This is a genomic window from Nocardioides sp. Z40_12 (assembly GCF_058215795.1).
Genome location: NZ_JBZAJA010000014.1, coordinates 1 through 21,580, shown reverse-complemented (window position 1 = coordinate 21,580; position 21,580 = coordinate 1). Strand labels below are relative to the sequence as shown.

The following is a 21,580-nucleotide window of genomic DNA, read 5'->3' as shown; positions in this document are numbered from 1 at the left end:
CATGGAACCCCGTGAAGAACCCGACGCCCACCAAGCACGTATTCGTCACCGGGGGCGTCGTCTCCTCCCTGGGAAAGGGACTGACGGCCTCCAGCCTCGGTAGCCTGCTGAAGTCACGGGGCCTCCGGGTCACCATGCAGAAGCTGGATCCCTATCTCAACGTGGATCCCGGCACGATGAACCCCTTCCAGCACGGCGAGGTGTTCGTCACCCAGGACGGCGCCGAGACCGATCTCGACATCGGCCACTACGAGCGGTTCCTGGACACCGACCTCTCCCAGATCGCCAACGTCACCACCGGCCAGGTGTACTCCAGCGTCATCGCCAAGGAGCGGCGCGGCGACTACCTGGGCGACACGGTCCAGGTCATCCCGCACATCACCAACGAGATCAAGGACCGCATCCTCGCGATGGGCGGCCCCGACGTCGACCTGGTGATCACCGAGATCGGCGGCACGGTCGGCGACATCGAGTCGTTGCCTTTCCTCGAGGCCGCCCGTCAGGTGCGCCACGAGATCGGCCGCAGCAACTGCTTCTTCATCCACGTCTCCCTGGTGCCCTACATCGGCCCGTCAGGGGAGCTGAAGACCAAGCCCACCCAGCACTCGGTCGCCGCCCTGCGCAACATCGGCATCCAGCCCGACGCGATCGTGTGCCGCGCCGACCGCGACCTGCCCGGCGGCATCAAGCGCAAGATCGCGCTGATGTGCGACGTGGAGGACGAGGCGGTCATCACCTGTGCCGACGCCCCCTCCATCTACGACATCCCCAAGGTGCTCCACCGCGAGGGCCTCGACGCCTACCTGGTCCGCCGGCTCGACCTGCCGTTCCGCGACGTCGACTGGTCGCTGTGGGACGACCTGCTGCGGCGGGTGCACCACCCCAAGGAGGAGGTCACCATCGCGCTGGTCGGCAAGTACGTCGACCTGCCGGACGCCTACCTGTCGGTCGCCGAGGCGCTGCGGGCGGGCGGGTTCGCCCACGAGGCGAAGGTGAACCTGCGCTGGGTGGCCAGCGACGAGTGCACCGCCCCGGCGGGCGCGGCCCGCCACCTCTCCGACGTCGACGCGATCTGCGTCCCGGGGGGCTTCGGCATCCGCGGCCTGGACGGCAAGCTGGACGCCCTGACCTACGCCCGCACCCACAAGATCCCCACCCTGGGGCTCTGCCTGGGCCTGCAGTGCATGGTGATCGAGTACGCGCGCAACGAGGCCGGGCTCACCGAGGCGGGTTCCACCGAGTTCGACCCCGACTGCCCCGAGCCGGTGATCGCCACCATGGAGGAGCAGAAGTCGATCGTCGAGGGCGCCGGGGACCTCGGCGGGACGATGCGGCTCGGCTCCTACCCGGCCGACCTGGTCCGCGGGTCGGTCGTCGCGGAGGCCTACGGCGAGACGCGGGTCGAGGAGAGGCACCGGCACCGCTACGAGGTCAACAACGCCTACCGCGAGACCCTGGAGGAGGCCGGTCTGGTGGTCTCCGGGACCAACCCCGACCTCGGGCTGGTCGAGTTCGTCGAGCTGCCGCGTGAGGTGCACCCCTACTACGTGGCCACCCAGGCGCACCCCGAGCTCAAGTCGCGTCCCACCCGGCCGCACCCGCTCTTCGCCGGCCTGGTCGGCGCGGCGCTGGTGCGGCAGAAGGAGCTCTTGATCCCGATCACCGACGAGCAGCAGGTCTCGTGACCGACGACCTCGCGGACCGGCCCATGCAGTGGCCGGTGGTCTCCACCCGGGAGATCCACCGCGACGACTGGGTCGTGGTGGTCCGCGAGGACGTCGTGACCCGGCCCGGCCACCCCGAGGAGCGGTTCTCCCGCCTCGCGGTGGAGCACCCGGGCGCGGTGATGGTGCTGGCCGTCGACGCCGACGAGCGCGTCCTCTGCCTGCGGCAGTACCGCCACACGTCGCGCCACGAGTTCATCGAGCTTCCCGCCGGCCTGCGCGACGCGGGGGACGAGCCGCCGGTGGAGACGGCCAAGCGGGAGCTCCGCGAGGAGGCCGAGCTGGCCGCCTCGGACTGGACCCTGCTGCTGAGCACCTTCGCCTCGGCGGGAATCACCGACGAGGTCCACGAGATCTACCTGGCCCGCGGGCTGTCCCACGCTCCGCGAGGCGACTTCGAGCTCCGCCACGAAGAGGCGGAGATGGAGTCCCTCTGGGTCCCCTTCGACGACCTCCTGGCCGCCGTCCTCGACGGACGGGTGCGCCAGGGGCCGACCGTGCAGGCCGTCCTCGCCTACCAGGTCCAGCGCGGCCGGTTCGTCGAGCAGGGCCGCGATGACGTCCGCTGACCTCACCCGTTCGATCCGCACCTACCTCGACCACCTGGGCGTCGAGCGCGGCCTGGCCGCCAACACGCTCTCCTCCTACCGCCGCGACCTGCGGCGCTACGCCGACTTCCTCGCCGCGCAGGGGATCGACCGGCTCGACGCGATCGAGGAGAGCACCGTCTCCTCCTTCCTGGTCCGCCTGCGCGAGGGGGACCAGGAGCACCCGCCGCTCAGCGCGACCTCGGCCGCGCGCACGGTCGTGGCGGTGCGCGGGTTCCACAAGTTCGCCCTCCGCGACGGGCTGGCCACCCACGACCCCGCCTCCGCGGTGCGGCCGCCGTCGCCGACCAAGCGACTGCCCAAGGCGCTTCCGCTCTCCGACGTGGAGGCCATCTTGGAGGCCGCCGGCTCACCCGGGACCCCGCTCGCGCTGCGCGACCGCGCCCTGCTGGAGGTTCTCTACGGCACGGGCGCCCGGATCTCCGAGGCCGTGGGGCTGGACGTGGACGACGTCGACACCGTCGACAGCACCGTCCTGCTGCGCGGCAAGGGGTCGAAGGAGCGGCTGGTGCCGGTGGGGTCCTTCGCGCTGGAGGCGGTCTCGGCGTACCTGACCGCGGGACGGCCCGCGCTCGCCGAGGGCAGCGCCGCGGCGCGCAACGCCGGCGCCCTCTTCCTCAACTCCCGGGGCGGTCGCCTCTCCCGGCAGAGCGCCTGGGCCGTGCTGGTCAAGGCAGCCGACCGGGCCGGGGTCACCAAGGACGTCTCGCCGCACACGCTGCGCCACTCCTTCGCCACCCACCTCCTCGACGGCGGGGCCGACATCCGGGTGGTGCAGGAGCTGCTCGGCCACGCCTCGGTGACCACCACGCAGGTCTACACCCTGGTCACCGTCGAGAGCCTGCGCGAGGTCTTCGCCACCGCCCACCCCCGGGCCAGGGCATGAGGGGCGCGCGATGAGCGGCCAGGCCTGGTGGGAGCGCGCCGAAGGCGCGGACGCCCTCTACGACGCCTTCACCGGGTGGGCGGAGCGGCAGGGCACCGCCCTCTACCCCCACCAGGACGAGGCGGTGATGGAGCTCCTCGCCGGCAGCAACGTGGTGCTGGCGACCCCCACCGGGTCGGGGAAGTCGCTGGTCGCCCTCGCCGCCCACGTCGCCGCGCTCTCCGAGGACCGGGTCTCCTTCTACACCGCCCCGATCAAGGCGTTGGTCAGCGAGAAGTTCTTCGCGCTCTGCGACGTGCTCGGCGCCGAGAACGTGGGGATGCTCACCGGTGACGCGGCCGTCAACGCCGACGCCCCGGTCATCTGCTGCACCGCCGAGGTGCTGGCCAACATCGCGCTGCGCGAGGGCTCGCGGGCCGACGTCGGCCTGGTGGTGATGGACGAGTTCCACTACTACGGCGACCACGAGCGTGGCTGGGCCTGGCAGGTGCCGCTGCTGGAGCTGCCGCAGGCCCAGTTCCTGCTGATGTCGGCCACCCTGGGCGACATGACCACCATCGCCGAGGACCTCACCCGTCGCAACGGCCGGGAGACGGTGGTCGTCGACGACGCGCAGCGCCCGGTCCCGCTGGACTTCACCTGGTCGCTCACCCCGCTCGACGAGACCCTGCAGGAGCTCGTCGCCACCCACCAGGCGCCCGTCTACGTCGTCCACTTCACCCAGGCGGCCGCGGTCGAGCACGCCACGGTCGTGCTCAAGCAGCTCGGCCGCACCGACCGCGCCGAGGAGCTGCGCGAGCGCCTCGCCCCGTTCCGGTTCAGCGCCGGCTTCGGCAAGACGCTCTCCCAGCTGCTCCGGCAGGGGATCGGGGTGCACCACGCCGGGATGCTGCCGAAGTACCGCCGGCTCGTCGAGCAGCTCGCCCAGGCCGGGCTGCTCCGGGTGATCTGCGGCACCGACACCCTGGGGGTCGGCATCAACGTGCCGATCCGCACCGTGCTCTTCACCGGGCTGGCCAAGTTCGACGGTCGGCGGCAACGGATCCTGCGCAGCCGCGAGTTCCTCCAGATCGCCGGCCGGGCCGGGCGCGCCGGGTTCGACACCCAGGGCTACGTGGTGGTCCAGGCGCCCGAGCACGTCATCGAGAACGAGCGCGCCAAGGCCAAGGCCGAGGCCAAGAACGCCGCGATGAGCGCGGAGAAGCAGGCCAAGCGGAAGAGCAAGGCCCAGCTGCGCAAACCCCCGGAGGGCTCGGTGGTCTGGACCGAGCAGACCTTCGAGAAGCTGGTCGCCTCCAAGCCGGAGCCGTTGGTCTCGCGGATGAAGGTGGACAACGCGATGCTCCTCAACGTGGTCGCGCGAGAGGAGGACGCCTTCACGGTGATGCGCCGCCTCGTCGAGGACAACCACGAGGACAGGCGCAGCCAGCTGCGGCTGGCCCGTCGCGCGCTGCGGCTGGCCAGGAGCCTGCTGCGCACCGGCGTGCTGACCCGGCTCGACGACCCGGACGAGCACGGGCGCCGCTACGTGCTGACCGTCGACCTGCCCGTCGACTTCGCCCTCAACCAGCCGCTCTCGCACTTCGCCCTGGCGGCCTTCGACGTGCTCGACCCGGAGGCGCCGTCCTACACCCTCGACGTGGTCTCCGTGGTCGAGGCGGTCCTGGAGGCGCCGCGACAGGTGCTGATGGCCCAGCAGCACGTCGCCCGAGGCGAGGCGATCGCGGAGATGAAGGCCGACGGCCTCGAGTACGACGAGCGCATGGAGCGGCTGGAGCAGATCACCTGGCCGCAGCCGCTCGCCGAGCTGTTGGAGGTCACCTACGAGCTCTACCGGCAGAGCCACCCGTGGCTCCCCGAGGACGGGCTGAGCCCCAAGTCGGTGCTGCGCGACATGTACGAGCAGGGCATGGGCTTCACCGACTTCGTCTCCCGCTACCAGCTGGCCAGGTCGGAGGGGCTGGTGCTGCGCTACCTCACCGACGCCTACCGGGCGCTGCGGCAGACGGTGCCCGACGCGCACCGCACCCCCGAGCTCGAGGACCTCACCGAGTGGCTGGGGGAGACCGTGCGGCAGACCGACTCCTCCCTGCTCGACGAGTGGGAGGCGCTCGCCGACCCGGCCCACGTGCCGACGGAGGTCTCGCACCACGAGCCGCCGCACAACCCCCGCCCGCTGTCCAAGCAGGACCGGGCTCTGCGGGTGATGGTGCGCAACGCCATGTTCGCCAAGGTCCAGGGAGTCGCCCGCGACGACCTGGACGCGCTGGTGCGCAGCGAGCGTCAGGCCGCCGACCGCACGGACCCGCCGCGCGAGGTGGTGATGACCCGGTCGGCCTGGGACGAGGCCCTGGAGGCCTACTACGACGAGCACGACACCGTCGGCACGGACGCCGAGGCGCGTGGTCCGTCCTACCTCGCGATCGGCGCGGAGGAGACCGGTGAGCCGGTCGGCGCCCGCGAGGGCGAGACGGCCAGGATCCGCCGTGTCGTCCAGACGATCGCGGACCCCGAGGGTCACCGCGACTGGGTCCTGGAGGCCGTGCTGGACTGCGATGCGACCGACGAGCTCGGCGAGCCGGTGCTGCAGACCGCCGCCATGCGACGCCTCGACGGATGAGGTTCGTCACGCGGCATCACCGCTCGCTGCTTCTGCACAGGTTTCTGCACAGCCCGCGCGGTCCTGTGCACGTGACCGTGCCCCTGTGCACAGATTCCGGCACCGCGGTGGGGAGTTGGGGAGTCGCCTTGTGACGCGGGAACCGCGGGGCCTAGAGTCGCGCGAAGCATCAAGATGTCGGCGAGTCGACAAACCGAGCGGGAGCGTCAGATGAATCGAGACATGCCCGGTCACGGCACGTCCGGCACCACCCCCTCCCCGATGCCCCCCAGGGTCGTTCTTCGACCCGAGCCCACCACCTCCCCCGGAGACGAGACCTCTGTGAGCGAACCGATCCCGTTCCCCACCATGGAAGTGCCCACCCCGGCGCCTTCCGAGCAGGTCATCGGCCCGACCGGACGACCCCTTCCGACGTTCCCCGAGCCCCAGCCGGTCGCCCAGGGCAGCGCGCCGCGGGTGATCTCGATGTGCAACCAGAAGGGCGGGGTGGGCAAGACCACCACCACGATCAACCTGGGAGCCTCCCTGGCCGAGTTCGGGCGCAGGGTGCTGCTGGTGGACTTCGACCCCCAGGGGTCGCTGTCGGTCGGTCTCGGTCTCAACCCCCACGAGATGGACCTGACCGTCTACAACCTGCTGATGCAGCCGGACGTGACGCTCGACGAGGTGGTGGTGCCCTCCGGTGTCCCGGGGATGGACCTGCTGCCCTCCAACATCGACCTGTCGGCCGCCGAGGTCCAGCTCGTCAACGAGGTGGCCCGGGAGCAGACCCTGCAGCGGGTGCTGGCGCCGGCGCTGAAGCAGTACGACGTCATCCTGATCGACTGCCAGCCCTCGCTGGGCCTGCTGACCGTCAACGCGCTCACCGCCTCCGACGGCGTGATCGTGCCTCTGGAGTGCGAGTACTTCGCCCTGCGCGGTGTGGCGCTGCTCAAGACGACCATCGACAAGGTCCGCGAGCGGCTCAACCCCAAGCTCGAGATCGACGGCGTGCTGGGCACCATGTTCGACGGGCGCACCCTGCACAGCCGCGAGGTGATGGACCGGCTGGTCCAGGCCTGGGGCGACAAGGTCTTCCACACCGTGATCCGGCGGACTGTGAAGTTCTCCGACTCCACCGTCGCGGGGGAGCCGATCACCACCTACGCCTCGAGCTCGACCGGTGCCGAGGCCTACCGCACGCTCGCCAAGGAGGTGCTGGCCAGGTGGCTCGACGGGTGAGCCTGCCGGCTGCCGACGACCTCTTCCGCCCCACCTCGGAGCGTCCGGAGGAGCCGGCCGCGCACGCCGTCCCCGACGCCCGGCGTGCGCCCGCCCGGCGGCCCAGCGGCCGGGTCCGGCACGACGAGAAGATGACGGTCTACGTCACCTCCGACGAGCTCCTCGAGCTCGAGCACGCGCGGCTGAGCCTGCGCCGCAACCACGGCATGGCCGTGGATCGGGGCCGGATCGTGCGGGAGGCGGTTGCCCTGGTCCTCGCCGACCTCGAGGCCCACGGTGACGAGAGTGCCCTGGTCCGGAGGTTGTCCGAGCAGTGACGACTCCGTCCTCGGCCGCGATCACCGAGCCCGGCCAGGAGGCACCGGCGTTCGCGGTCCGGCTGGACAACTTCGAGGGTCCCTTCGACCTGCTGCTCTCGCTCATCTCCAAGCACAAGATGGACGTCACCGAGGTCTCCCTCTCCCGGGTGACCGACGAGTTCATCGCGCACGTCAAGGCCGGCGGCCCGATCTGGGACCTGGAGCAGACCACCTCGTTCCTGCTGGTCGCCTCCACGCTGCTGGACCTCAAGGCCGCGCGGCTGCTGCCGCAGGGCGACGTGGAGGACGAGGACCTGGCCCTGCTGGAGGCCCGGGACCTCCTCTTCGCCCGGCTGATGCAGTACCGCGCCTTCAAGCAGGTCGCCGGGGTGCTCGAGGGCAGGCTGGCCCAGGAGGGGCTGCGCCACCCGCGCGCCGTCGGCCTGGAGGAGCGCTTCGCCACCCTGCTGCCGGAGGTGCTGATCGGCATCGGCCTGGACAGGTTCGCCGCGCTCGCCGCCAAGGCGCTGGAGCCCAAGCCGGTGCCGGAGGTCTCGCTCCAGCACATCCACGCGGCGCGGGTGAGCGTGCGCGAGCAGGCGCACCTGGTCGTCGACCGGCTCAGGCGGCAGGGGACGATGACCTTCAGGTCGTTGTGCCGCGACTCCCCGGACACCCTGACCACCGTCGCACGGTTCCTCTCGCTGCTCGAGCTGTTCCGCGAGGGCGCGGTCGCCTTCGACCAGGTCAGCCCGCTCGGGGAGCTCACCGTCAGGTGGACCGGGAGCGAGGAGGGCGAGGTCGCCGTCGTGGACGAGTTCGACGGGGCGCCGCCCGAGGAACCGGCCCAGGCCGAGGCCGGCACCGAGACTCAGACACCAGAAGGGGAGCGATGAGCGAGCAGACCGGCACGGAGTCGCAGGAGCCGGGGACGCCGGCGTCCGAGAGCCAGGCGTCCGAGAGCCAGGCGCCCGAGGGGCAGGAGCCCGAGACGCTGGCGATCGCCCTGGTCGCGCTGCGGCCGGCGCTGGAGGCGATCCTGATGGTGGCCGACCAGCCCCTGGACCCGGTCACCCTCGCCTCCACGGTGGGGCACCCGGTGGAGGAGGTCGAGACCGCGCTGCACGCCCTGGCAGAGGAGTACACCGCGCAGGGCCGCGGCTTCGAGCTGAGGAACGTCGCCGGCGGCTGGCGCTACTACACGCGTGAGGAGTACGCCTTCGTCGTCGAGGGCTTCGTGCTCGAGGGGCAGCAGGCCCGGCTCACCCAGGCCGCCCTGGAGACCCTGGCGGTGGTGGCCTACAAGCAGCCCGTCTCCCGCGCCCGGGTCTCGGCGATCCGGGGGGTCAACGTCGACGGCGTGATGCGCACCCTGCTCTCCCGCGGCCTGGTGGAGGAAGCCGGTCAGGACGAGACGACCGGGGCCCACCTCTACCGGACCACGAGCTACTTCCTCGAGCGGATCGGGGTGACCAGCCTCGACGACCTGCCGGAGCTGGCGCCGTACCTGCCGGACATGGACGACCTGGACGAGGAGCTCGCCGCCGTGGGCGGGAGCGTCTCGGGCCCAGCGGCAGCCACGTCCGCCGACCAGCCCGTAGACCAGCCGGCCGAACAGACGACCGGGCATCCGCACCACTCGCCCCACAGCGGGGCCGGCACCGAGCCCGACGGCGGGACGGAGATCGCATGAACGAGGAGAACGACGCCCAGCAGCCGCCCGGCGGGTGGCCCGACGAGGACGGGCTGGTGCGCCTGCAGAAGCTGCTGGCCCAGTCCGGGGTGGCCTCGCGGCGCAAGTGCGAGGAGCTGATGCTCGAAGGGCACGTGGAGGTCGACGGCGAGGTCGTCACCCGGCTCGGCACCAAGGTGGACCCGCGGACCGCGGTGATCCGGGTCGACGGCAAGCGGCTGCCGCCGCAGTCGGCGCACGTCTACCTGGTGCTCAACAAGCCCAGGGGAGTGGTCTCGACGATGTCGGACCCCGAGGGACGTCGCTGCCTCGCCGACGTCGTCGCCGACCGGCCCGAGCGGCTCTTCCACGTCGGCCGGCTCGACACCGACACCTCGGGCCTGCTGCTGCTGACCAACGACGGCGACTTCGCCCACCGGATGGCCCACCCCTCCTTCGAGGTGGAGAAGACCTACGTCGCGGAGGTGGAGGGGGAGGTCTACCCCGCCACCCTGCGCCGCCTGCGCGAAGGCGTGGAGCTCGAGGACGGGCCGGTCCAGGTCTCCCGGGTCAAGGTGGTGGAGACCGGACGAGGAGGCGCCCAGGGGCGCACCATCGTCGAGCTGGTGATCCACGAGGGGCGCAACCGCATCGTGCGCCGCCTGCTGGCGGAGGTCGGGCACCCGGTGCGCCGGCTGACGCGGACCAGGTTCGGGCCGGTCGAGCTCGGACGCCTGCCGGTGGGGGCGCTGCGGGACCTCTCCCGCGACGAGCTGGGCGCTCTGCTGGACCGCGTGGAGCTCTGAGGACCGCACCGAACTAGGCTGAGGCCGTCGGTCGAGCTAGACGAGCAGTCGGTCAGGAGAGAGTCGTGAGCGTGCGCGCCGTACGCGGAGCCACCCAGCTGGACGAGGACAGCCGCGAGCACATGCTCGAGCGGGTGGCAGAGATGGTCGAGGAGCTGATGTCGGCCAACGGGCTGAGCGTGGACGACTTCATCTCCGTCATCTTCACCGCGACCAGCGACCTGGTCGCGGAGTTCCCCGCCTATGCCGCCCGTCAGCTGGGGTTCTCAGACGTCCCCCTGATGTGTGCCCGCGAGCTCGAGATCGCCCGCTCGATGCCCCGAGTGGTGCGGATGATGGCGCACGTGGAGACCGACCTGCCGCGCGCGGAGGTCACCCACATCTACCTCCACGGCGCGGCTGCCCTCCGTCGTGACCTGGCCCGGGTCCGCGAGGTCCCGGGCGGCGAGCACTCGTGAGGCTCACCGGGCCGGTCGAGGTCGTGGGTGCCGGCCTGGTCGGGACCTCGATCGCCCTCGCCTGCCGCGACGCCGGTCTCGAGGTGCTCCTCAGCGACGTCTCCGGCGAGAACCTGCGCACGGCCAGCGGTCTGGGGGCGGGGCGTCCCAGGCGGCCCGAGGACCGGCCTCAGCTGGTGGTGGTGGCGGTGCCGCCCGACCTGCTCGGCGAGTCGATCGTGACGGCCCTGCAGGACTCGGACGCAGTGGTCACCGACGTGGGCAGCATCAAGTCCCGTCCCCTGGTCGAGGTGCTCGAGCGGGTCGACGCGCAGACGGCCTCGCGCTACGTCGGCAGCCATCCGATGGCCGGGAGCGAGCGCTCCGGGCCGCTCGCCGCCTCCTCCTCCCTCTTCGACGGCCGCCCCTGGGCGCTGGTGGGGCACGACTCGAGCGCCCCCGAGGCGCGCGAGCTGGTCCGCGACCTAGCCGTGGTGTGCGGGGCGGTGGTGGTCGAGCTCGGGCCCGAGGAGCACGACCGGGCGGTGGCCCGCACCTCGCACCTGCCCCACCTGGCCGCCGTCCTGGTGGCCGGGCGCCTGCGTGAGGCGCCGGGCCGCGACCTGTCGCTGTCCGGGCAGGGCGTGAGGGACGTCACCAGGATCGCGGCCAGCGACCCCCGGCTGTGGGAGCAGATCGTGGCCGCCAACTCCGAGGCGGTGCACGAGGTGCTCAGCGAGGTGCGCGACCAGCTCGACGTCCTGCTGGACGCCGTCAGGGACGGCGAGCGGGAGGTGCTGCGCGAGCTGCTGACCCACGGGGTGGAGGGGACGCGCGCCATCCCGGGCAAGCACGGCGGTCCGACGCTGCCCGTCGCCTCGGTCTTCGTCGCCGTGCCTGACACCCCGGGCGAGCTCGCCCGCCTCTTCGCCGACGCGGGCGCGATCGACGTCAACATCGAGGACGTGCGGATCGACCACGACCCCGGACGGCCGGTGGGACTCGTCGAGCTCGTGGTGCGGGAGCAGCACGAGACCCACTTGCGGGCGTCTCTGGAATCTCGGGGCTGGGTCACTCACCGGTAGGCTGCGCGGGCATGGTTCCGCCCCTGTCGACTAGGAGAATCCCCGCGGTGAGCACGTCGCAGCCCCGTCCGTCCGGTCCCGTCATCGCGATCGACGGACCCTCCGGCTCCGGCAAGTCGAGCACCTCGCGCGGGGTCGCCCGCGAGCTCGGGCTGCGCTACCTGGACACGGGAGCGATGTTCCGGGCGGTCACCTGGTGGATGCTCCGTGCCGGGGTCGACGTGCACGACGCCGCGCTCGTCGCCGCCCGGGCCGACGAGCCCCGGATCGTGTCCGGCACCGACCCCGAGCAGCCCACCATCACCGTCGACGGGACCGACGTCTCGCAGGCCATCCGCGCCGAGGAGGTCAACGCGGCGGTCAGCCCCGTCAGCGCGGTGCCCGAGGTGCGGGCCCGGCTGCTCCGGCTCCAGCGCGAGGTGATCGGTGAGGGCGGGATCGTGGTGGAGGGCCGCGACATCGGCTCCGTGGTGGCGCCCGACGCGGACGTCAAGATCTTCCTCACCGCCGACCCGGCGGCGCGGGCTGCCCGGCGCGCCCTGGAGGAGGGCGGCTCCGACGTGGCCCGGACCGAGGCCTCGCTGCTCGCCCGCGACGCCATCGACTCCACCCGCAAGACTGCGCCCCTGGTCCAGGCGGACGGGGCCGTCCAGCTGGACACCACCGGCTACTCCCTCGAGGAGGTCGTCGCCCAGGTCGTGGAGCTCGCGCGGGCGGTGGAGGCGCGCCCATGACCGCAGCCCAGTCGACCCTGGCCGAGCTGCCGCGCAGCAGCGAGCGGCACCCGCCGACGCGGATGCTGGTGCGCTGCCGCCCGCCTGCCCGGAGGCTGGTCTCGTCCTGGTACGACGTGCACGTGCGCGGCGAGTCGCACCTGCCGCGGACCGGTCCAGTGATCGTGGCGGCCAACCACATCGGCGTCCTGGACGGCCCGCTGCTGGCGATCCTGGCCCCGCGCCCGGTGCACGCCCTGACGAAGGCCGAGATGTTCGCCGGTCCGCTCGGCGGCTTCCTGCGCCGCTCCGGCCAGATCCCCTTGGACCGCTTCCGCCCCGACCCCGGTGCGGTGCGCCAGTGCCTGCGGGTGCTGCGCGACGGCGGCGTGGTGGGTGTCTTCCCCGAGGGCACCCGGGGCGCCGGCGACCTGTCCCGGTTCCACCACGGGGCGGCGTACCTGGCCCTGGTCACCGGAGCGCCCGTGGTGCCGGTGAGCTTCTTCGGGACCCGTCCGCACGGTGGGGCCTCGAGCTCCGTTCCGGCGCGCGGGTCGAGGATCGACTTCGTGCTGGGGGAGCCCTGGACGGTGCAGCGGTCCCCGTGGCCACGACGCCGGGAACAAGTGCTGCAGGCCTCGGCGTTGCTCCTCCAGCACATGCGCGGAGAGCTGGACCGCGCCTGCGCCCTGACCGGGCGAGACCTGCCGGGACCTCTCCCGGCCGGGCAGACCGAGAAGGACCCGGACACCGGGTTCGTGAACAGAGGAACACCATGACCGAGCCGCTCGAGACCTCCACGTCCCTGGGCCCCGTGCCGATCCTGGCGGTGGTCGGCCGGCCGAACGTCGGGAAGTCGACCCTCGTCAACCGGATCATCGGCCGCCGTGAGGCCGTCGTCGAGGACCGCCCGGGCGTCACCCGGGACCGGGTCTCCTACGACGCCAACTGGAACGGCCGTGCCTTCACGGTCGTCGACACCGGCGGCTGGGACCCCGACGCCCGGGGCCTGGCCGAGCAGATCGCCGGGCAGGCGGAGGTGGCGGTCCAGCTGGCCGACGCCGTGCTCTTCGTCGTCGACGCCAACGTGGGGATCACCGACGCCGACGAGGCGGTCGTGAAGGTGCTGCGCAAGTCGGGCAAGCCCGTGGTTCTGGCCGCCAACAAGGTCGACGACCAGCGCGCCGAGACCGAGGCGTACGGCCTGTGGAACCTCGGCCTGGGCGAGCCCTACCCCGTCTCGGCGCTGCACGGCCGCGGCAGCGGCGACATGCTCGACGCCGTCCTCGCTGCCCTGCCGGAGACGCCGCCGGAGCGGTTCGACGAGGTCGGCGGTCCGCGCCGCATCGCGATCGTGGGGCGGCCGAACGTCGGAAAGTCCAGCCTGCTCAACCGGCTGGCGGGGGAGGAGCGGGTGGTCGTCGACAACGTCGCCGGCACCACCGTCGACCCGGTCGACGAGCTGATCGAGCTGGGTGGCCGCACCTGGCGGTTCATCGACACCGCGGGCATCCGCAAGCGGGTCAAGACCGCCTCGGGCCACGAGTACTACGCCTCGCTGCGCACCACCAACGCGATCGACCGGGCCGAGGTGGCCGTGCTGGTCGTCGACGGCGGCCAGTCGATCTCCGAGCAGGACATGCGGATCATCCAGACGATCCGCGAGGCCGGCCGGGCGCTGGTCATCGCGTTCAACAAGTGGGACCTGGTCGACGAGGAGCGTCGCTACTACCTGGAGCGCGAGATCGAGCGCGACCTGGTGCAGGTGCGCTGGGCGCCGCGGATCAACATCACCGCACGCACCGGCTGGCACGTGGACCGCCTCGTGCCGGCGTTGGACAAGGCCCTCGAGGGCTGGGAGACGCGGATCGGCACCGGGGCGCTCAACACGTTTCTCGGGCGGCTGGTGGCCGAGCAGCCGCACCCGGTGCGCAGCGGCAAGCAGCCGAAGATCCTCTTCGGGACCCAGGCCGGCACCGCGCCGCCGACGTTCGTGCTCTTCACCAGCGGCAAGCTGGACGCCTCCTACGAGCGCTTCATCGAGCGACGCCTGCGCGAGGAGTTCGGCTTCGTGGGGACCCCGATCGTGCTCCAGCAGCGGCCGCGGGAGAAGCGCAAGCGCTGACGGGCCGGCCGGCCGCCGGTCACCTCAGGGCGTGACCCCGTGGGCGGCCAGCCAGAGCATCGGGTCCATCGCCAGGCCGTTGGGGTCACGCACCTCGAGGTGCAGGTGCGGGCCGGTGGAGTTGCCGGTCGAGCCCACCAGGCCGACCGTCTCGGCGATCTCCACCGTCTCACCGGGCGCCACCAGCGCGGTGAGCTGGTGGCAGTACCAGATCTGGGTGCCGTCGGGCAGCCCGAAGACGGTGCGCAGGCCGTAGGCGCCGGCGTCGCCCACCAACAGCACCTCCGCGTCGGCGACGGCGTGCAGGGTGGTGCCCGAGGAGGCGCCGAAGTCCTGACCGGTGTGGTCGTGCTCCCACAGGTCGCCGGCGGCGCCGAAGCTGGCCGAGAGCCGGTAGGAGGCGAGCGGCAGCACCGCCGTGGCCTCCCCGGGATCGCCGTCGTAGCCGAGGTCGGAGAGCTGGGCCGACCGGTCGGCCAGCACCCGGGACCAGGCCGCAGCCTGGCGGTCGATCTGGGCCAGCGCGCGCTGGCGAGCCGCGACCTGCTTGGCCAGCAGCCGCTCCATCCGGCTCACCTCGGGACTGTCGTCCAGGTGTGCCGCGTGGGCCGGTGGGGCGGCCAGGAGCGAGCCGAGCAGACCTCCGCCCCCGAGCAGCAGGACCGCCAGCAGGACCCAGCGGCGGACGCCGGCGCCAGGCCGGGGTGCGCGATGGGACGGGCCGCCCGTGCGGGGCGCGTGCTCGGGGGGAGTGGCGGTCATGATGGCTTCCTCGTCGTGGTCGGACGAAGCCATCGTGTGGCGGCGCGGAGGGGCCCACCCGCGGAACGGCCAGAGATGACCCGGACGGGCCATTCCCGGGCGCGCGTCCGGGGGGTCCGGGCGAGCCCTCAGGACGAGGGGGACCCCCCGAGGGGGTCATGCCTGGCTCCGGCGAGCCCGATGCGGACTCCCCGGACTCCCTGGGGTAATGTTCCCTCTGGCCTTCCTCGGAAGACCATCGGGCTGTAGCGCAGCTTGGTAGCGCACTTGACTGGGGGTCAAGGGGTCGCAGGTTCAAATCCTGTCAGCCCGACAAAGAACCGCCCCTGACCTGCGGAAACGCAGTGTCGGGGGCGGTGCTCATTTGAGGTGAGGGGGCCTTATTCCCCATAAATTCCCCGATCGCCGGTCTGGCATACCGGCGCTATCACGGGCAAGCTCGGACAAGACGTGGGCCACGTCGGCCGCGATCGCGGGCTTGGAGATGTAGAACTCCCGGGTGATGTCGGGGGAGGAGTGGCCCAGTTGCTGGGCCGCGGTGTCGGCCCCGACCCGCTCGGCGATCAGGGTGGCCACGGTCTTGCGGAACGTGTGCGGGGTGACCCATTCCAGGTCGGTGCCCTGCCGGATGTCGCGCCAGCGGCGCTCGACGTTGGTGACCTGGTGCCAGGTGCCGTTGCGGGTGGGGAAGACCGGATCGGCGGCACCATCGGCTTGCGCGCGGCGCCGTCGGAGCAGGGAGACGGCGAAGTCGGGGAGGACCAGGGTCCGGAAGCCGGCATCGCTCTTTGGGCTGGGCTTCCGGTAGGCCCCCTTCCCGGGGGGAACCACTTCTCGCTGCGTCGAGGCCGCCGATCAGTGCAGCAGCCCCCGACAGCCTGTTGCGCTCTTTGGGCGAACACGTCATGGACGAGTCGCAGATCCACACCTGCGGCTCAGCTCGGTCTCCAGGTGCGCGACGCCCGGGACGACCTGACCGCGACCGAGTCTGAGATCTCCCAGAACCTCACCCGGATGGGGCGGCTGCTCCCCGGAGAAGGGTCCGGAGGTCAGCGATGATCGAGACGCGCGTACAAGGCAGACCAGGGCAGGTCGAGACCGCAGCCGCGTGGCTGCGTGCTCTGTCCAGGAACGTGGACGACGCAGCGTCCCTGGCCAGCCAAGCTCAATCGGCCGGCGGCGCCTGGCAAGGGGAGGCCGGGGAGGCGTACCAGGGGCTGGTCAACCAGCTCATCGCTGCCTTGGACTCCCATGTTGAACGCACACTCGATGCCGCGAAAGACCTCGACGCGTACGCCGACGAGCTGCGTGCCACCAAGGACGCGATGCGGGACCTCCGCACCCAAGCCGCCTCTGGTGGCCTGACAGTGTCCGGCACCACCATCCTCCCGCCGGCAGCGCCCGCGTACGGCCCGTTCATCCCAGGGTCGCCCGAGGAGCAGGCCCAGCAGGACGCAGTCAGCCAGGTCGAGCTCTACAACTCCCTCGCGGTCGCCGCGACCGACAGGTGGACGCAGTTCCGCGAGTGGGTCGCACAGAACCTGGCGCCCAAGGTGGCACCAGCGCAAGAGGCCGACGTCATCGACGCGATCCTCAAAGACATCGAAGGCGCCCTTCCCGGGTTCTTCGGCGGAGCCGCGCTCAGCTACTCCGGGCTGATGTTTCACAAGATCTCCAGGGACTTCAAAGCTGCGGCCGCAGAGCTGAAACGCAAGACCCGGAACTCGGGCAGCCGCAAGACTCAGAACCAGCTCAAGACACCCGAGGGGAAGGCGCGGCTCGAGGACTTCTACAGTCGCGCCCGGCACGCGGAGAAGCTCGCCAAGTTCTTGGGTGGGCCGGCTGGTGTCGGGTTCGAGGTTGGGCTCATGGTCGCCGAGGGACGTGAGACCGGTGACTGGAAACGCGCGATCCTGACCTCAGGTTCTGGAGTGGTGACTGGGGCTGGGGTTGCTGCGCTGGTAGCGGGCGGGGTCATCTCGGCGCCGGCAGTGGTCGTCGTCGTGGGCGGTGGTGTGGTCGGGTCCTTGGTGTCGGTGGGCGTGGGAAAGATCTACGACAACTGGGACGACATCAAGGACTGGGCGGGGGAGCGGACCGACGATGTGAAGAAGGCCGTCTCCGGTGCGTGGGGCGGAGCAATCAAAGCCGTCGCCGTATGGTGAGCCGACCCCGCAACCGCAGCATGGAGGGACCCCGGGTGCGTGAGAACCTCATTCCCCGCTGGTACTCGATCCTTGCGGTGACGATCCCGGTGCTGCTCGCGGTCATGTTCGGTGTCATCGCGTTGGTCGGTGACACCAACGACCGCCTTTATGGGGCCGTCGTGTTCGTCTCCGCGTCCCTGACCGCCGTGGGCTTCGGCCGGGCGCTGCTGATGTCTCGGCGCCCGAGGGTGCTGCGACCGGACGCTTCGGGGACCGTGGTGATCACTTCGCCGGCGTTGATCGGGTGGCCGTTGGCCGGTGCGTGGGTCACGGGCGTGGCCGCTGGTCTGCTCACCGGGTGGTTCTTCTTCACCGACCGGTCGATGATCGAGACACCCGTCCTGGCCGGGATCTTCGTCGTCGGTGCGATCTTGTCTCTGCCGAACATGTTCCGGCTGGTCACCGGTCGGCTCCACCGGTGGCAGCTCATCTTCTCCCCGGGCGCACTGACCTACCGCGGGTACCGCACCGAGACCACGGTGGCGTGGAAAGACCTCCACGGAGCGAAGATCAGCCGCAAGCCCGCCGGGGTGCTCGTCGACCTCAAGGGCACCCAACCTGACCTGCTGATCCCCTACCCGGCGTTCGACGTGCCGGCCCAACAGCTGGTCGACCTCGTCATCTCCTACCGGCGGCACTGCGTGACCCGTTGACCCAACTGGGGCGGTGTCTCGCTGGGAGTTCTCGGGCGACAGTTCCCAGGGTGCGGGGACCGGGACCGGTTCCCTCTGCTAGGTGACCGGCGGTGAGGCCTACTGGGCTTCGTAAGAGACCCATACGTCGGAGTCAGCGTCGAGGCGGTACTCCAGGCGGATGGCGCCGTCTTCGCCGGAGGACCAGACACCGGTTCCGGAGCAGGCCAGGATCAGGGGCCTCCGTCGCCGGTCGGTACCTCCACGGTGTCGGGTGTTGTCCTCGACGACCTCGGGGCTGCGGACTTTCAGGAGCCGCACGGGGCTGCTCGCTCTCGGCCAGGGACACAGCGTCCTTCGCCAGCTCTTCGCACGTCATGCCCTCCACGTCCACGTAGAACGAGTCGGCGAAGATCAAGACGACGGAGACGACCAGGACGAACACGGTGATCGGGCCGCCAACGATGAGCGCGCGGGCCCACGCTGGGAGCGCAGCGAACCACCCCCGGCGGGTCTGGCACCACGACTTCTTCTACGCCGAGATCGTCGCCTGCCCGGACGCCTCGGTTGTGATGGTCGGGAGCCGACAGGCTCGTTCCTCAGGGCGGGTGAGTCGGTCGCCGTCCCGGTCAGCGAAGACGCGGCACGAAGTCGTCGAACTGCACGCTGATGCGGTGCTCGCTCGACGGGAGCGCCGGGACGTTGATCACCTGGGGGCGGCGCTCGCCGCGGGCCTTCGCCACCAGCCGCACGGTCCCGCGCTCGGACACTGGGAGATAGACGTCCGTGCCCGTGATGAACGGGAGCGAGGCGAAGGCGGGCAGCACCGCGTCGGTGGCGCTCACCTTGTCGCTGCCGGCGTCGAAGGCGAACATCCCGATGATCCGGCGCTTCCGGGGCGCGACCGCGGGGGTCAGCACGTTCTGCCCGCCGATGCTCAGGGTGTCACCGGCCTCACCCTGGTCGCCCCACCACTCCTTGTTGCGGTTCACGGTGAGGTTCACGTGGGCGTCGCTCTTCTCGGTGGCGGCGTCCAGTCCGGTGCCGGGGACGCTGGCGAGCAGCCGGACGAGCGCGTTGGAGCGCCGGAACGGCTGGCGGTAGAAGTGGTGGGTCGGCCCGCCGGGCCAGATGAGCGCGAACTCGTAGGACGCCGTCGGGGAGGCCTTGAAAGGACCGAACGACCCGTCGCCGGAGAGCTGGTAGGTGGCGACCGGGCGGCGCCCGATCCGCCTGCCGGTGTGCGCGTTGACCCGGTGCACCTCGAGGGTCGTGCCGTCGACGCCGACGTTGCTGGGGAACAGCACGGCGCGGCCGGAGACGTCGATGCGCCCGTGGGCTCGGACCACCTCGGTGGTCCTCGGCGCCTTGTCGGTGAAGAACGTGTACGCCTCGGTGAACGACTCGGGCGAGGTGACCGTCTCGGTGTGGCCCTGGTCGTCGAGGTGCACGTTGCGGGCGCCGGTGATCTCCCCCGCGGCGTTGTTCTCCCCCCAGATGGCGAGGGTCTCGACGCCGCCGGGAGGCTCGGCTGCCGGGGCACCGTCGAGGTTCACGTAGTGCGCGACCTCGGCCGCCCGCTCGGGCGAGCTGGTCAGGTACCGCTGCAGCACGTAGGTGCCCAACGAGTGGGCCAGGACGTCGACCTGCTCGGCGCCGGTGCGCTCGCGCAGGGCGTCGATCCGGGCGTCGAGTGCGGCGTGGACGTCGGCCAGCGAGTTGGTCGCGAACGTCGAGTCGTACTCGTGCGCCTCGATCCACGACACCGGGTAGCCGTTCGACGCGTACCGCTGGGCCTGGCTCTCGAACTGCGACCCGGAGCCCGACGACCCGTGCACGAACACGATGGGTCTGCGCTCCTCCTTGGGCGACGGACCGGGGTGGGGGGTGGCCGAGGTGGGTGCCGTCAGGCCGGCGAACATCAGCGCGGAGGTGGCAAGGGCGGTGGCGAGCGGTCGCAGCATGGGGGCTCCGTGGTCCTGGCGTGGGGTGCCGGACGCTATCCGTGGTCGCGAAGCAGGGTCAACGGACGTCTCGGGCGTCGATCCGAGGGTGCTGGTCGCCCTGCCGGGGATGTGCGGACGACACACAGCCGCCCGCCGCGCCCGGTCGGCCTACGCTGGCCCGCGTGAGCACCCACGACGACGGACCCACGCACGAGGACGACCGGCCCGGCCTGTGGCACGAGCTGGCCTTGGACGCACGCTCGATGGTGGGCGACCTCCGCGACAGCGTCCTCGAGGTCGTGGTGATCGCCGGCCCGGTCGTCCTGGGCGCCGTCATCGGCTACTTCGCCGCGGGCACCGTCGGGCTCCTCGTCGGCGCCGGCGTGGGCGCGGCGCTGGTCGCCCTCTGGTTCGCCTGGGCCCTGGTCACCTTGGTCCGCGACGGCGTCCGGAAGTGGCGCGGCCGCAGCTAGACCTTGCCGGCGTCCGGCGGCGCGGGGGCGTCGAACGAGTAGTGCACCTCGGCGAGGTCGATCAGCGGGTCCTTGAAGTGGCCGTCCAGCCCGGTGACCGCCCGGACCTCGCAGCAGGTTGGCGATCTTGGCCCGGTGATGCCGGCCCGGGCGGCGGCCGCCGCGGCACCCGCGCGGGTCGTCTTCGAACTGTGCTGTGCGCCGAGGGCCACAAATCGTCACCTCCTGCCCCTCGGGCGCTGAATGTCTTCGTTCCCCCTGAAGGCAGGCAAGGGCGCGGTAGCCGCCGATACTCCCAGCGCACCGAAAGTGAGTCGCCGTGCCGGAACTGCCGAAGTAGTGGGGGCACCCCTCAGACGGGGGGGGGGCAGAGAGGAGACATCAATGAACAGCAAGCACTGGCATGGGACCACCCCGATGCCGACGGGCACCTCAGCATTCATGCGGATGTACCGCGTTCAACTCTGCCAGAACGACCACCGAGATGAGCCGCTCGAGGCCGTGGTGCAGGACCTCGCCGAGATCATGCGATGGCCGATCGAGCACATGATCAGCGTGGTGAAGAGGTGTTGGGAGATCGGATTGATCGACCCCGCGGCAGGGTTCGGGGACCTGATCGGTGCCGAGACGGTCGTCGAGGGGCGGTCCGGACGTCGGCGCAGCGCGTTTGGGTAGACGCCTAGTCGCGTGACCGGGTTCTCCCGGCGGCGTCGACGTGTTGGCGGGAAGTCATCGTGGTCGGCAGATTGACGAACCAAGGGGCGAAGCGGTGCAGACCCGCGAGGCAAGGGCGTGGCCCTCGCTGTTCCATCGACCGCGATCCAGCAGTGGCCCACAGGCGGGGGGGGTATGACGCACTCTTCAGAACGTGAGCGCTGCAGGCGATGCTCAGGCGCCAGGAGCGGGCGCTCAGTTGGTGAAGATGCGCTTGATCTCCTGACCTGTCGCCGCGTCAAATGTCAGCAACCAGCACGACCACGAGGAGGCGGCCACGGTCACGCCGTCCACCGAAACGTGGGTCCAGGCATCGTTGTCGCCCTCGGGCGGAAGCGCTTCCCACGTGATGGTTCCGTCCGGCTTCCGACACCTGATGCTGGACACGTAGCCGGCGTCGGTGGGTTTTAGGTCAAGGCATCCTTGGCCGCCGGGCAACTCAACGATGGGCACATCGAAAGGATCGCAGAGGCAAGATGCAACTGCCTGCCTATCGGGGATTCGTGCGTCCGACTGGCGGCGGAAAGACGCACTCTTCGCGGCATGAGCGTGCGTTTGTCCGCCGCGCCTAGTTGTACCCGGCCAGGACGTTGGTATCGGCGAGCCTGGCTGAACTAACGAGAACCTCCGGATGGGATGTGGCTTGTCGA

Annotated in this window: 23 protein-coding genes and 1 tRNA gene; 19 read left to right on the top strand and 5 right to left on the bottom strand. The window is 71.2% G+C overall.

The annotated features are described in order from the left end of the window. The first annotated feature begins 11 nt into the window (after positions 1-11). The 14 genes from pyrG to der all read left to right on the top strand — a co-directional run bounded on the left by pyrG (position 12) and on the right by der (position 14,196). Positions 12-1,685 carry a CTP synthase gene (pyrG, locus tag AC4BG9_RS18490; RefSeq protein ID WP_490572595.1) on the top strand — a complete coding sequence of 558 codons (1,674 nt, stop codon included), beginning with the start codon at positions 12-14 and terminating at the stop codon, positions 1,683-1,685. Next, a complete protein-coding gene (locus AC4BG9_RS18485; RefSeq protein ID WP_490572594.1) occupies positions 1,682-2,293 on the top strand; it encodes an NUDIX domain-containing protein in 612 nt (203 codons plus the stop codon). Before pyrG ends, AC4BG9_RS18485 begins: the two co-directional genes overlap by 4 nt. Then, the gene (gene xerD / locus AC4BG9_RS18480) at positions 2,280-3,218 is read left to right on the top strand and encodes a site-specific tyrosine recombinase XerD (protein ID WP_490572593.1); all 939 of its coding nucleotides are present in this window, start codon (positions 2,280-2,282) and stop codon (positions 3,216-3,218) included. Before AC4BG9_RS18485 ends, xerD begins: the two co-directional genes overlap by 14 nt. A 10-nt stretch (positions 3,219-3,228) precedes the next feature. Then, positions 3,229-5,838, top strand: a complete 2,610-nt coding sequence (locus AC4BG9_RS18475; RefSeq protein ID WP_490572592.1) for a DEAD/DEAH box helicase — start codon at positions 3,229-3,231, stop codon at positions 5,836-5,838. A gap of 321 nt (positions 5,839-6,159) precedes the next feature. Beyond that, positions 6,160-7,059: a ParA family protein gene (locus AC4BG9_RS18470; RefSeq protein WP_490572591.1), complete on the top strand. Its 900-nt coding sequence runs from the start codon at positions 6,160-6,162 to the stop codon at positions 7,057-7,059. Beyond that, positions 7,044-7,376 carry a hypothetical protein gene (locus AC4BG9_RS18465; protein WP_490572590.1) on the top strand — a complete coding sequence of 111 codons (333 nt, stop codon included), beginning with the start codon at positions 7,044-7,046 and terminating at the stop codon, positions 7,374-7,376. The genes AC4BG9_RS18470 and AC4BG9_RS18465 overlap by 16 nt, the downstream gene beginning before the upstream one ends. Continuing rightward, positions 7,373-8,254, top strand: coding sequence for a segregation and condensation protein A (locus AC4BG9_RS18460; protein ID WP_490572589.1), 882 nt, complete (start codon positions 7,373-7,375; stop codon positions 8,252-8,254). Before AC4BG9_RS18465 ends, AC4BG9_RS18460 begins: the two co-directional genes overlap by 4 nt. After that, complete coding sequence (gene scpB, locus AC4BG9_RS18455; RefSeq protein WP_490572588.1) at positions 8,251-9,051, top strand: SMC-Scp complex subunit ScpB; 801 nt, start codon at positions 8,251-8,253, stop codon at positions 9,049-9,051. The genes AC4BG9_RS18460 and scpB overlap by 4 nt, the downstream gene beginning before the upstream one ends. Further along, positions 9,048-9,836 carry a pseudouridine synthase gene (locus tag AC4BG9_RS18450; RefSeq protein WP_490572587.1) on the top strand — a complete coding sequence of 263 codons (789 nt, stop codon included), beginning with the start codon at positions 9,048-9,050 and terminating at the stop codon, positions 9,834-9,836. Before scpB ends, AC4BG9_RS18450 begins: the two co-directional genes overlap by 4 nt. A gap of 65 nt (positions 9,837-9,901) precedes the next feature. Beyond that, the gene (gene aroH / locus AC4BG9_RS18445) at positions 9,902-10,294 is read left to right on the top strand and encodes a chorismate mutase (protein WP_490572586.1); all 393 of its coding nucleotides are present in this window, start codon (positions 9,902-9,904) and stop codon (positions 10,292-10,294) included. Beyond that, a complete protein-coding gene (locus tag AC4BG9_RS18440) occupies positions 10,291-11,358 on the top strand; it encodes a prephenate dehydrogenase (RefSeq protein ID WP_490572585.1) in 1,068 nt (355 codons plus the stop codon). The genes aroH and AC4BG9_RS18440 overlap by 4 nt, the downstream gene beginning before the upstream one ends. A gap of 47 nt (positions 11,359-11,405) precedes the next feature. Continuing rightward, positions 11,406-12,092: a (d)CMP kinase gene (gene cmk / locus AC4BG9_RS18435; protein WP_490572584.1), complete on the top strand. Its 687-nt coding sequence runs from the start codon at positions 11,406-11,408 to the stop codon at positions 12,090-12,092. Beyond that, positions 12,089-12,850, top strand: coding sequence for a lysophospholipid acyltransferase family protein (locus tag AC4BG9_RS18430; protein WP_490572583.1), 762 nt, complete (start codon positions 12,089-12,091; stop codon positions 12,848-12,850). Before cmk ends, AC4BG9_RS18430 begins: the two co-directional genes overlap by 4 nt. Then, on the top strand, positions 12,847-14,196 hold the full coding sequence (gene der, locus AC4BG9_RS18425) for a ribosome biogenesis GTPase Der (RefSeq protein WP_490572582.1): 1,350 nt from the start codon (positions 12,847-12,849) through the stop codon (positions 14,194-14,196). The genes AC4BG9_RS18430 and der overlap by 4 nt, the downstream gene beginning before the upstream one ends. A 24-nt stretch (positions 14,197-14,220) precedes the next feature. Here the strand turns inward: der and AC4BG9_RS18420 are convergent, their stop codons facing one another. Continuing rightward, positions 14,221-14,958, bottom strand: coding sequence for a M23 family metallopeptidase (locus tag AC4BG9_RS18420; RefSeq protein WP_490572581.1), 738 nt, complete (start codon positions 14,956-14,958; stop codon positions 14,221-14,223). A 239-nt stretch (positions 14,959-15,197) separates the two neighbouring features. Between AC4BG9_RS18420 and AC4BG9_RS18415 the strand changes: the two genes are divergently transcribed. Further along, a tRNA-Pro gene (locus AC4BG9_RS18415) sits at positions 15,198-15,271 on the top strand. Between the two features lie 47 nt (positions 15,272-15,318). Here the strand turns inward: AC4BG9_RS18415 and AC4BG9_RS18410 are convergent. Continuing rightward, positions 15,319-15,789: a tyrosine-type recombinase/integrase gene (locus tag AC4BG9_RS18410; protein ID WP_490572580.1), complete on the bottom strand. Its 471-nt coding sequence runs from the start codon at positions 15,787-15,789 to the stop codon at positions 15,319-15,321. Positions 15,790-16,013: 224 nt separating this feature from the next. Between AC4BG9_RS18410 and AC4BG9_RS18405 the strand changes: the two genes are divergently transcribed. Then, on the top strand, positions 16,014-17,123 hold the full coding sequence (locus AC4BG9_RS18405) for a WXG100 family type VII secretion target (protein WP_490572579.1): 1,110 nt from the start codon (positions 16,014-16,016) through the stop codon (positions 17,121-17,123). A gap of 35 nt (positions 17,124-17,158) precedes the next feature. After that, positions 17,159-17,818, top strand: coding sequence for a hypothetical protein (locus tag AC4BG9_RS18400; protein ID WP_490572578.1), 660 nt, complete (start codon positions 17,159-17,161; stop codon positions 17,816-17,818). A 608-nt stretch (positions 17,819-18,426) separates the two neighbouring features. Here the strand turns inward: AC4BG9_RS18400 and AC4BG9_RS18395 are convergent. Then, on the bottom strand, positions 18,427-19,761 hold the full coding sequence (locus AC4BG9_RS18395) for an alpha/beta fold hydrolase (RefSeq protein ID WP_490572577.1): 1,335 nt from the start codon (positions 19,759-19,761) through the stop codon (positions 18,427-18,429). A gap of 164 nt (positions 19,762-19,925) precedes the next feature. On the opposite strand from AC4BG9_RS18395, the gene AC4BG9_RS18390 reads away from it, so the two are divergent. Next, a complete protein-coding gene (locus tag AC4BG9_RS18390) occupies positions 19,926-20,216 on the top strand; it encodes a hypothetical protein (RefSeq protein ID WP_490572576.1) in 291 nt (96 codons plus the stop codon). Here the strand turns inward: AC4BG9_RS18390 and AC4BG9_RS18385 are convergent. Then, a complete protein-coding gene (locus AC4BG9_RS18385; RefSeq protein WP_490572575.1) occupies positions 20,213-20,428 on the bottom strand; it encodes a hypothetical protein in 216 nt (71 codons plus the stop codon). The genes AC4BG9_RS18390 and AC4BG9_RS18385 overlap by 4 nt on opposite strands. Before the next feature lie 172 nt (positions 20,429-20,600). Between AC4BG9_RS18385 and AC4BG9_RS18380 the strand changes: the two genes are divergently transcribed. Next, entirely contained in the window at positions 20,601-20,891 is a 291-nt protein-coding gene (locus AC4BG9_RS18380; protein ID WP_490572574.1) for a hypothetical protein, read from the top strand. Between the two features lie 234 nt (positions 20,892-21,125). On the opposite strand, the gene AC4BG9_RS18375 is transcribed toward AC4BG9_RS18380, so the two are convergent. Next, on the bottom strand, positions 21,126-21,383 hold the full coding sequence (locus AC4BG9_RS18375) for a hypothetical protein (RefSeq protein WP_490572573.1): 258 nt from the start codon (positions 21,381-21,383) through the stop codon (positions 21,126-21,128). Positions 21,384-21,580 lie beyond the last annotated feature (197 nt).

What these genes read in the sequence shown, in the direction of transcription:
- AC4BG9_RS18475 (WP_490572592.1), top strand. Translation starts at nt 3,229, where the DNA reads ATGAGCGGCCAGGCCTGGTGGGAGCGCGCCGAAGGCGCGGACGCCCTC.
- AC4BG9_RS18405 (WP_490572579.1), top strand. Translation starts at nt 16,014, where the DNA reads ATGATCGAGACGCGCGTACAAGGCAGACCAGGGCAGGTCGAGACCGCA.
- xerD (WP_490572593.1), top strand. Translation starts at nt 2,280, where the DNA reads ATGACGTCCGCTGACCTCACCCGTTCGATCCGCACCTACCTCGACCAC.
- scpB (WP_490572588.1), top strand. Translation starts at nt 8,251, where the DNA reads ATGAGCGAGCAGACCGGCACGGAGTCGCAGGAGCCGGGGACGCCGGCG.
- der (WP_490572582.1), top strand. Translation starts at nt 12,847, where the DNA reads ATGACCGAGCCGCTCGAGACCTCCACGTCCCTGGGCCCCGTGCCGATC.
- AC4BG9_RS18380 (WP_490572574.1), top strand. Translation starts at nt 20,601, where the DNA reads ATGAACAGCAAGCACTGGCATGGGACCACCCCGATGCCGACGGGCACC.
- AC4BG9_RS18450 (WP_490572587.1), top strand. Translation starts at nt 9,048, where the DNA reads ATGAACGAGGAGAACGACGCCCAGCAGCCGCCCGGCGGGTGGCCCGAC.
- AC4BG9_RS18395 (WP_490572577.1), bottom strand. Translation starts at nt 19,761, where the DNA reads ATGCTGCGACCGCTCGCCACCGCCCTTGCCACCTCCGCGCTGATGTTC.
- AC4BG9_RS18430 (WP_490572583.1), top strand. Translation starts at nt 12,089, where the DNA reads ATGACCGCAGCCCAGTCGACCCTGGCCGAGCTGCCGCGCAGCAGCGAG.
- AC4BG9_RS18420 (WP_490572581.1), bottom strand. Translation starts at nt 14,958, where the DNA reads ATGACCGCCACTCCCCCCGAGCACGCGCCCCGCACGGGCGGCCCGTCC.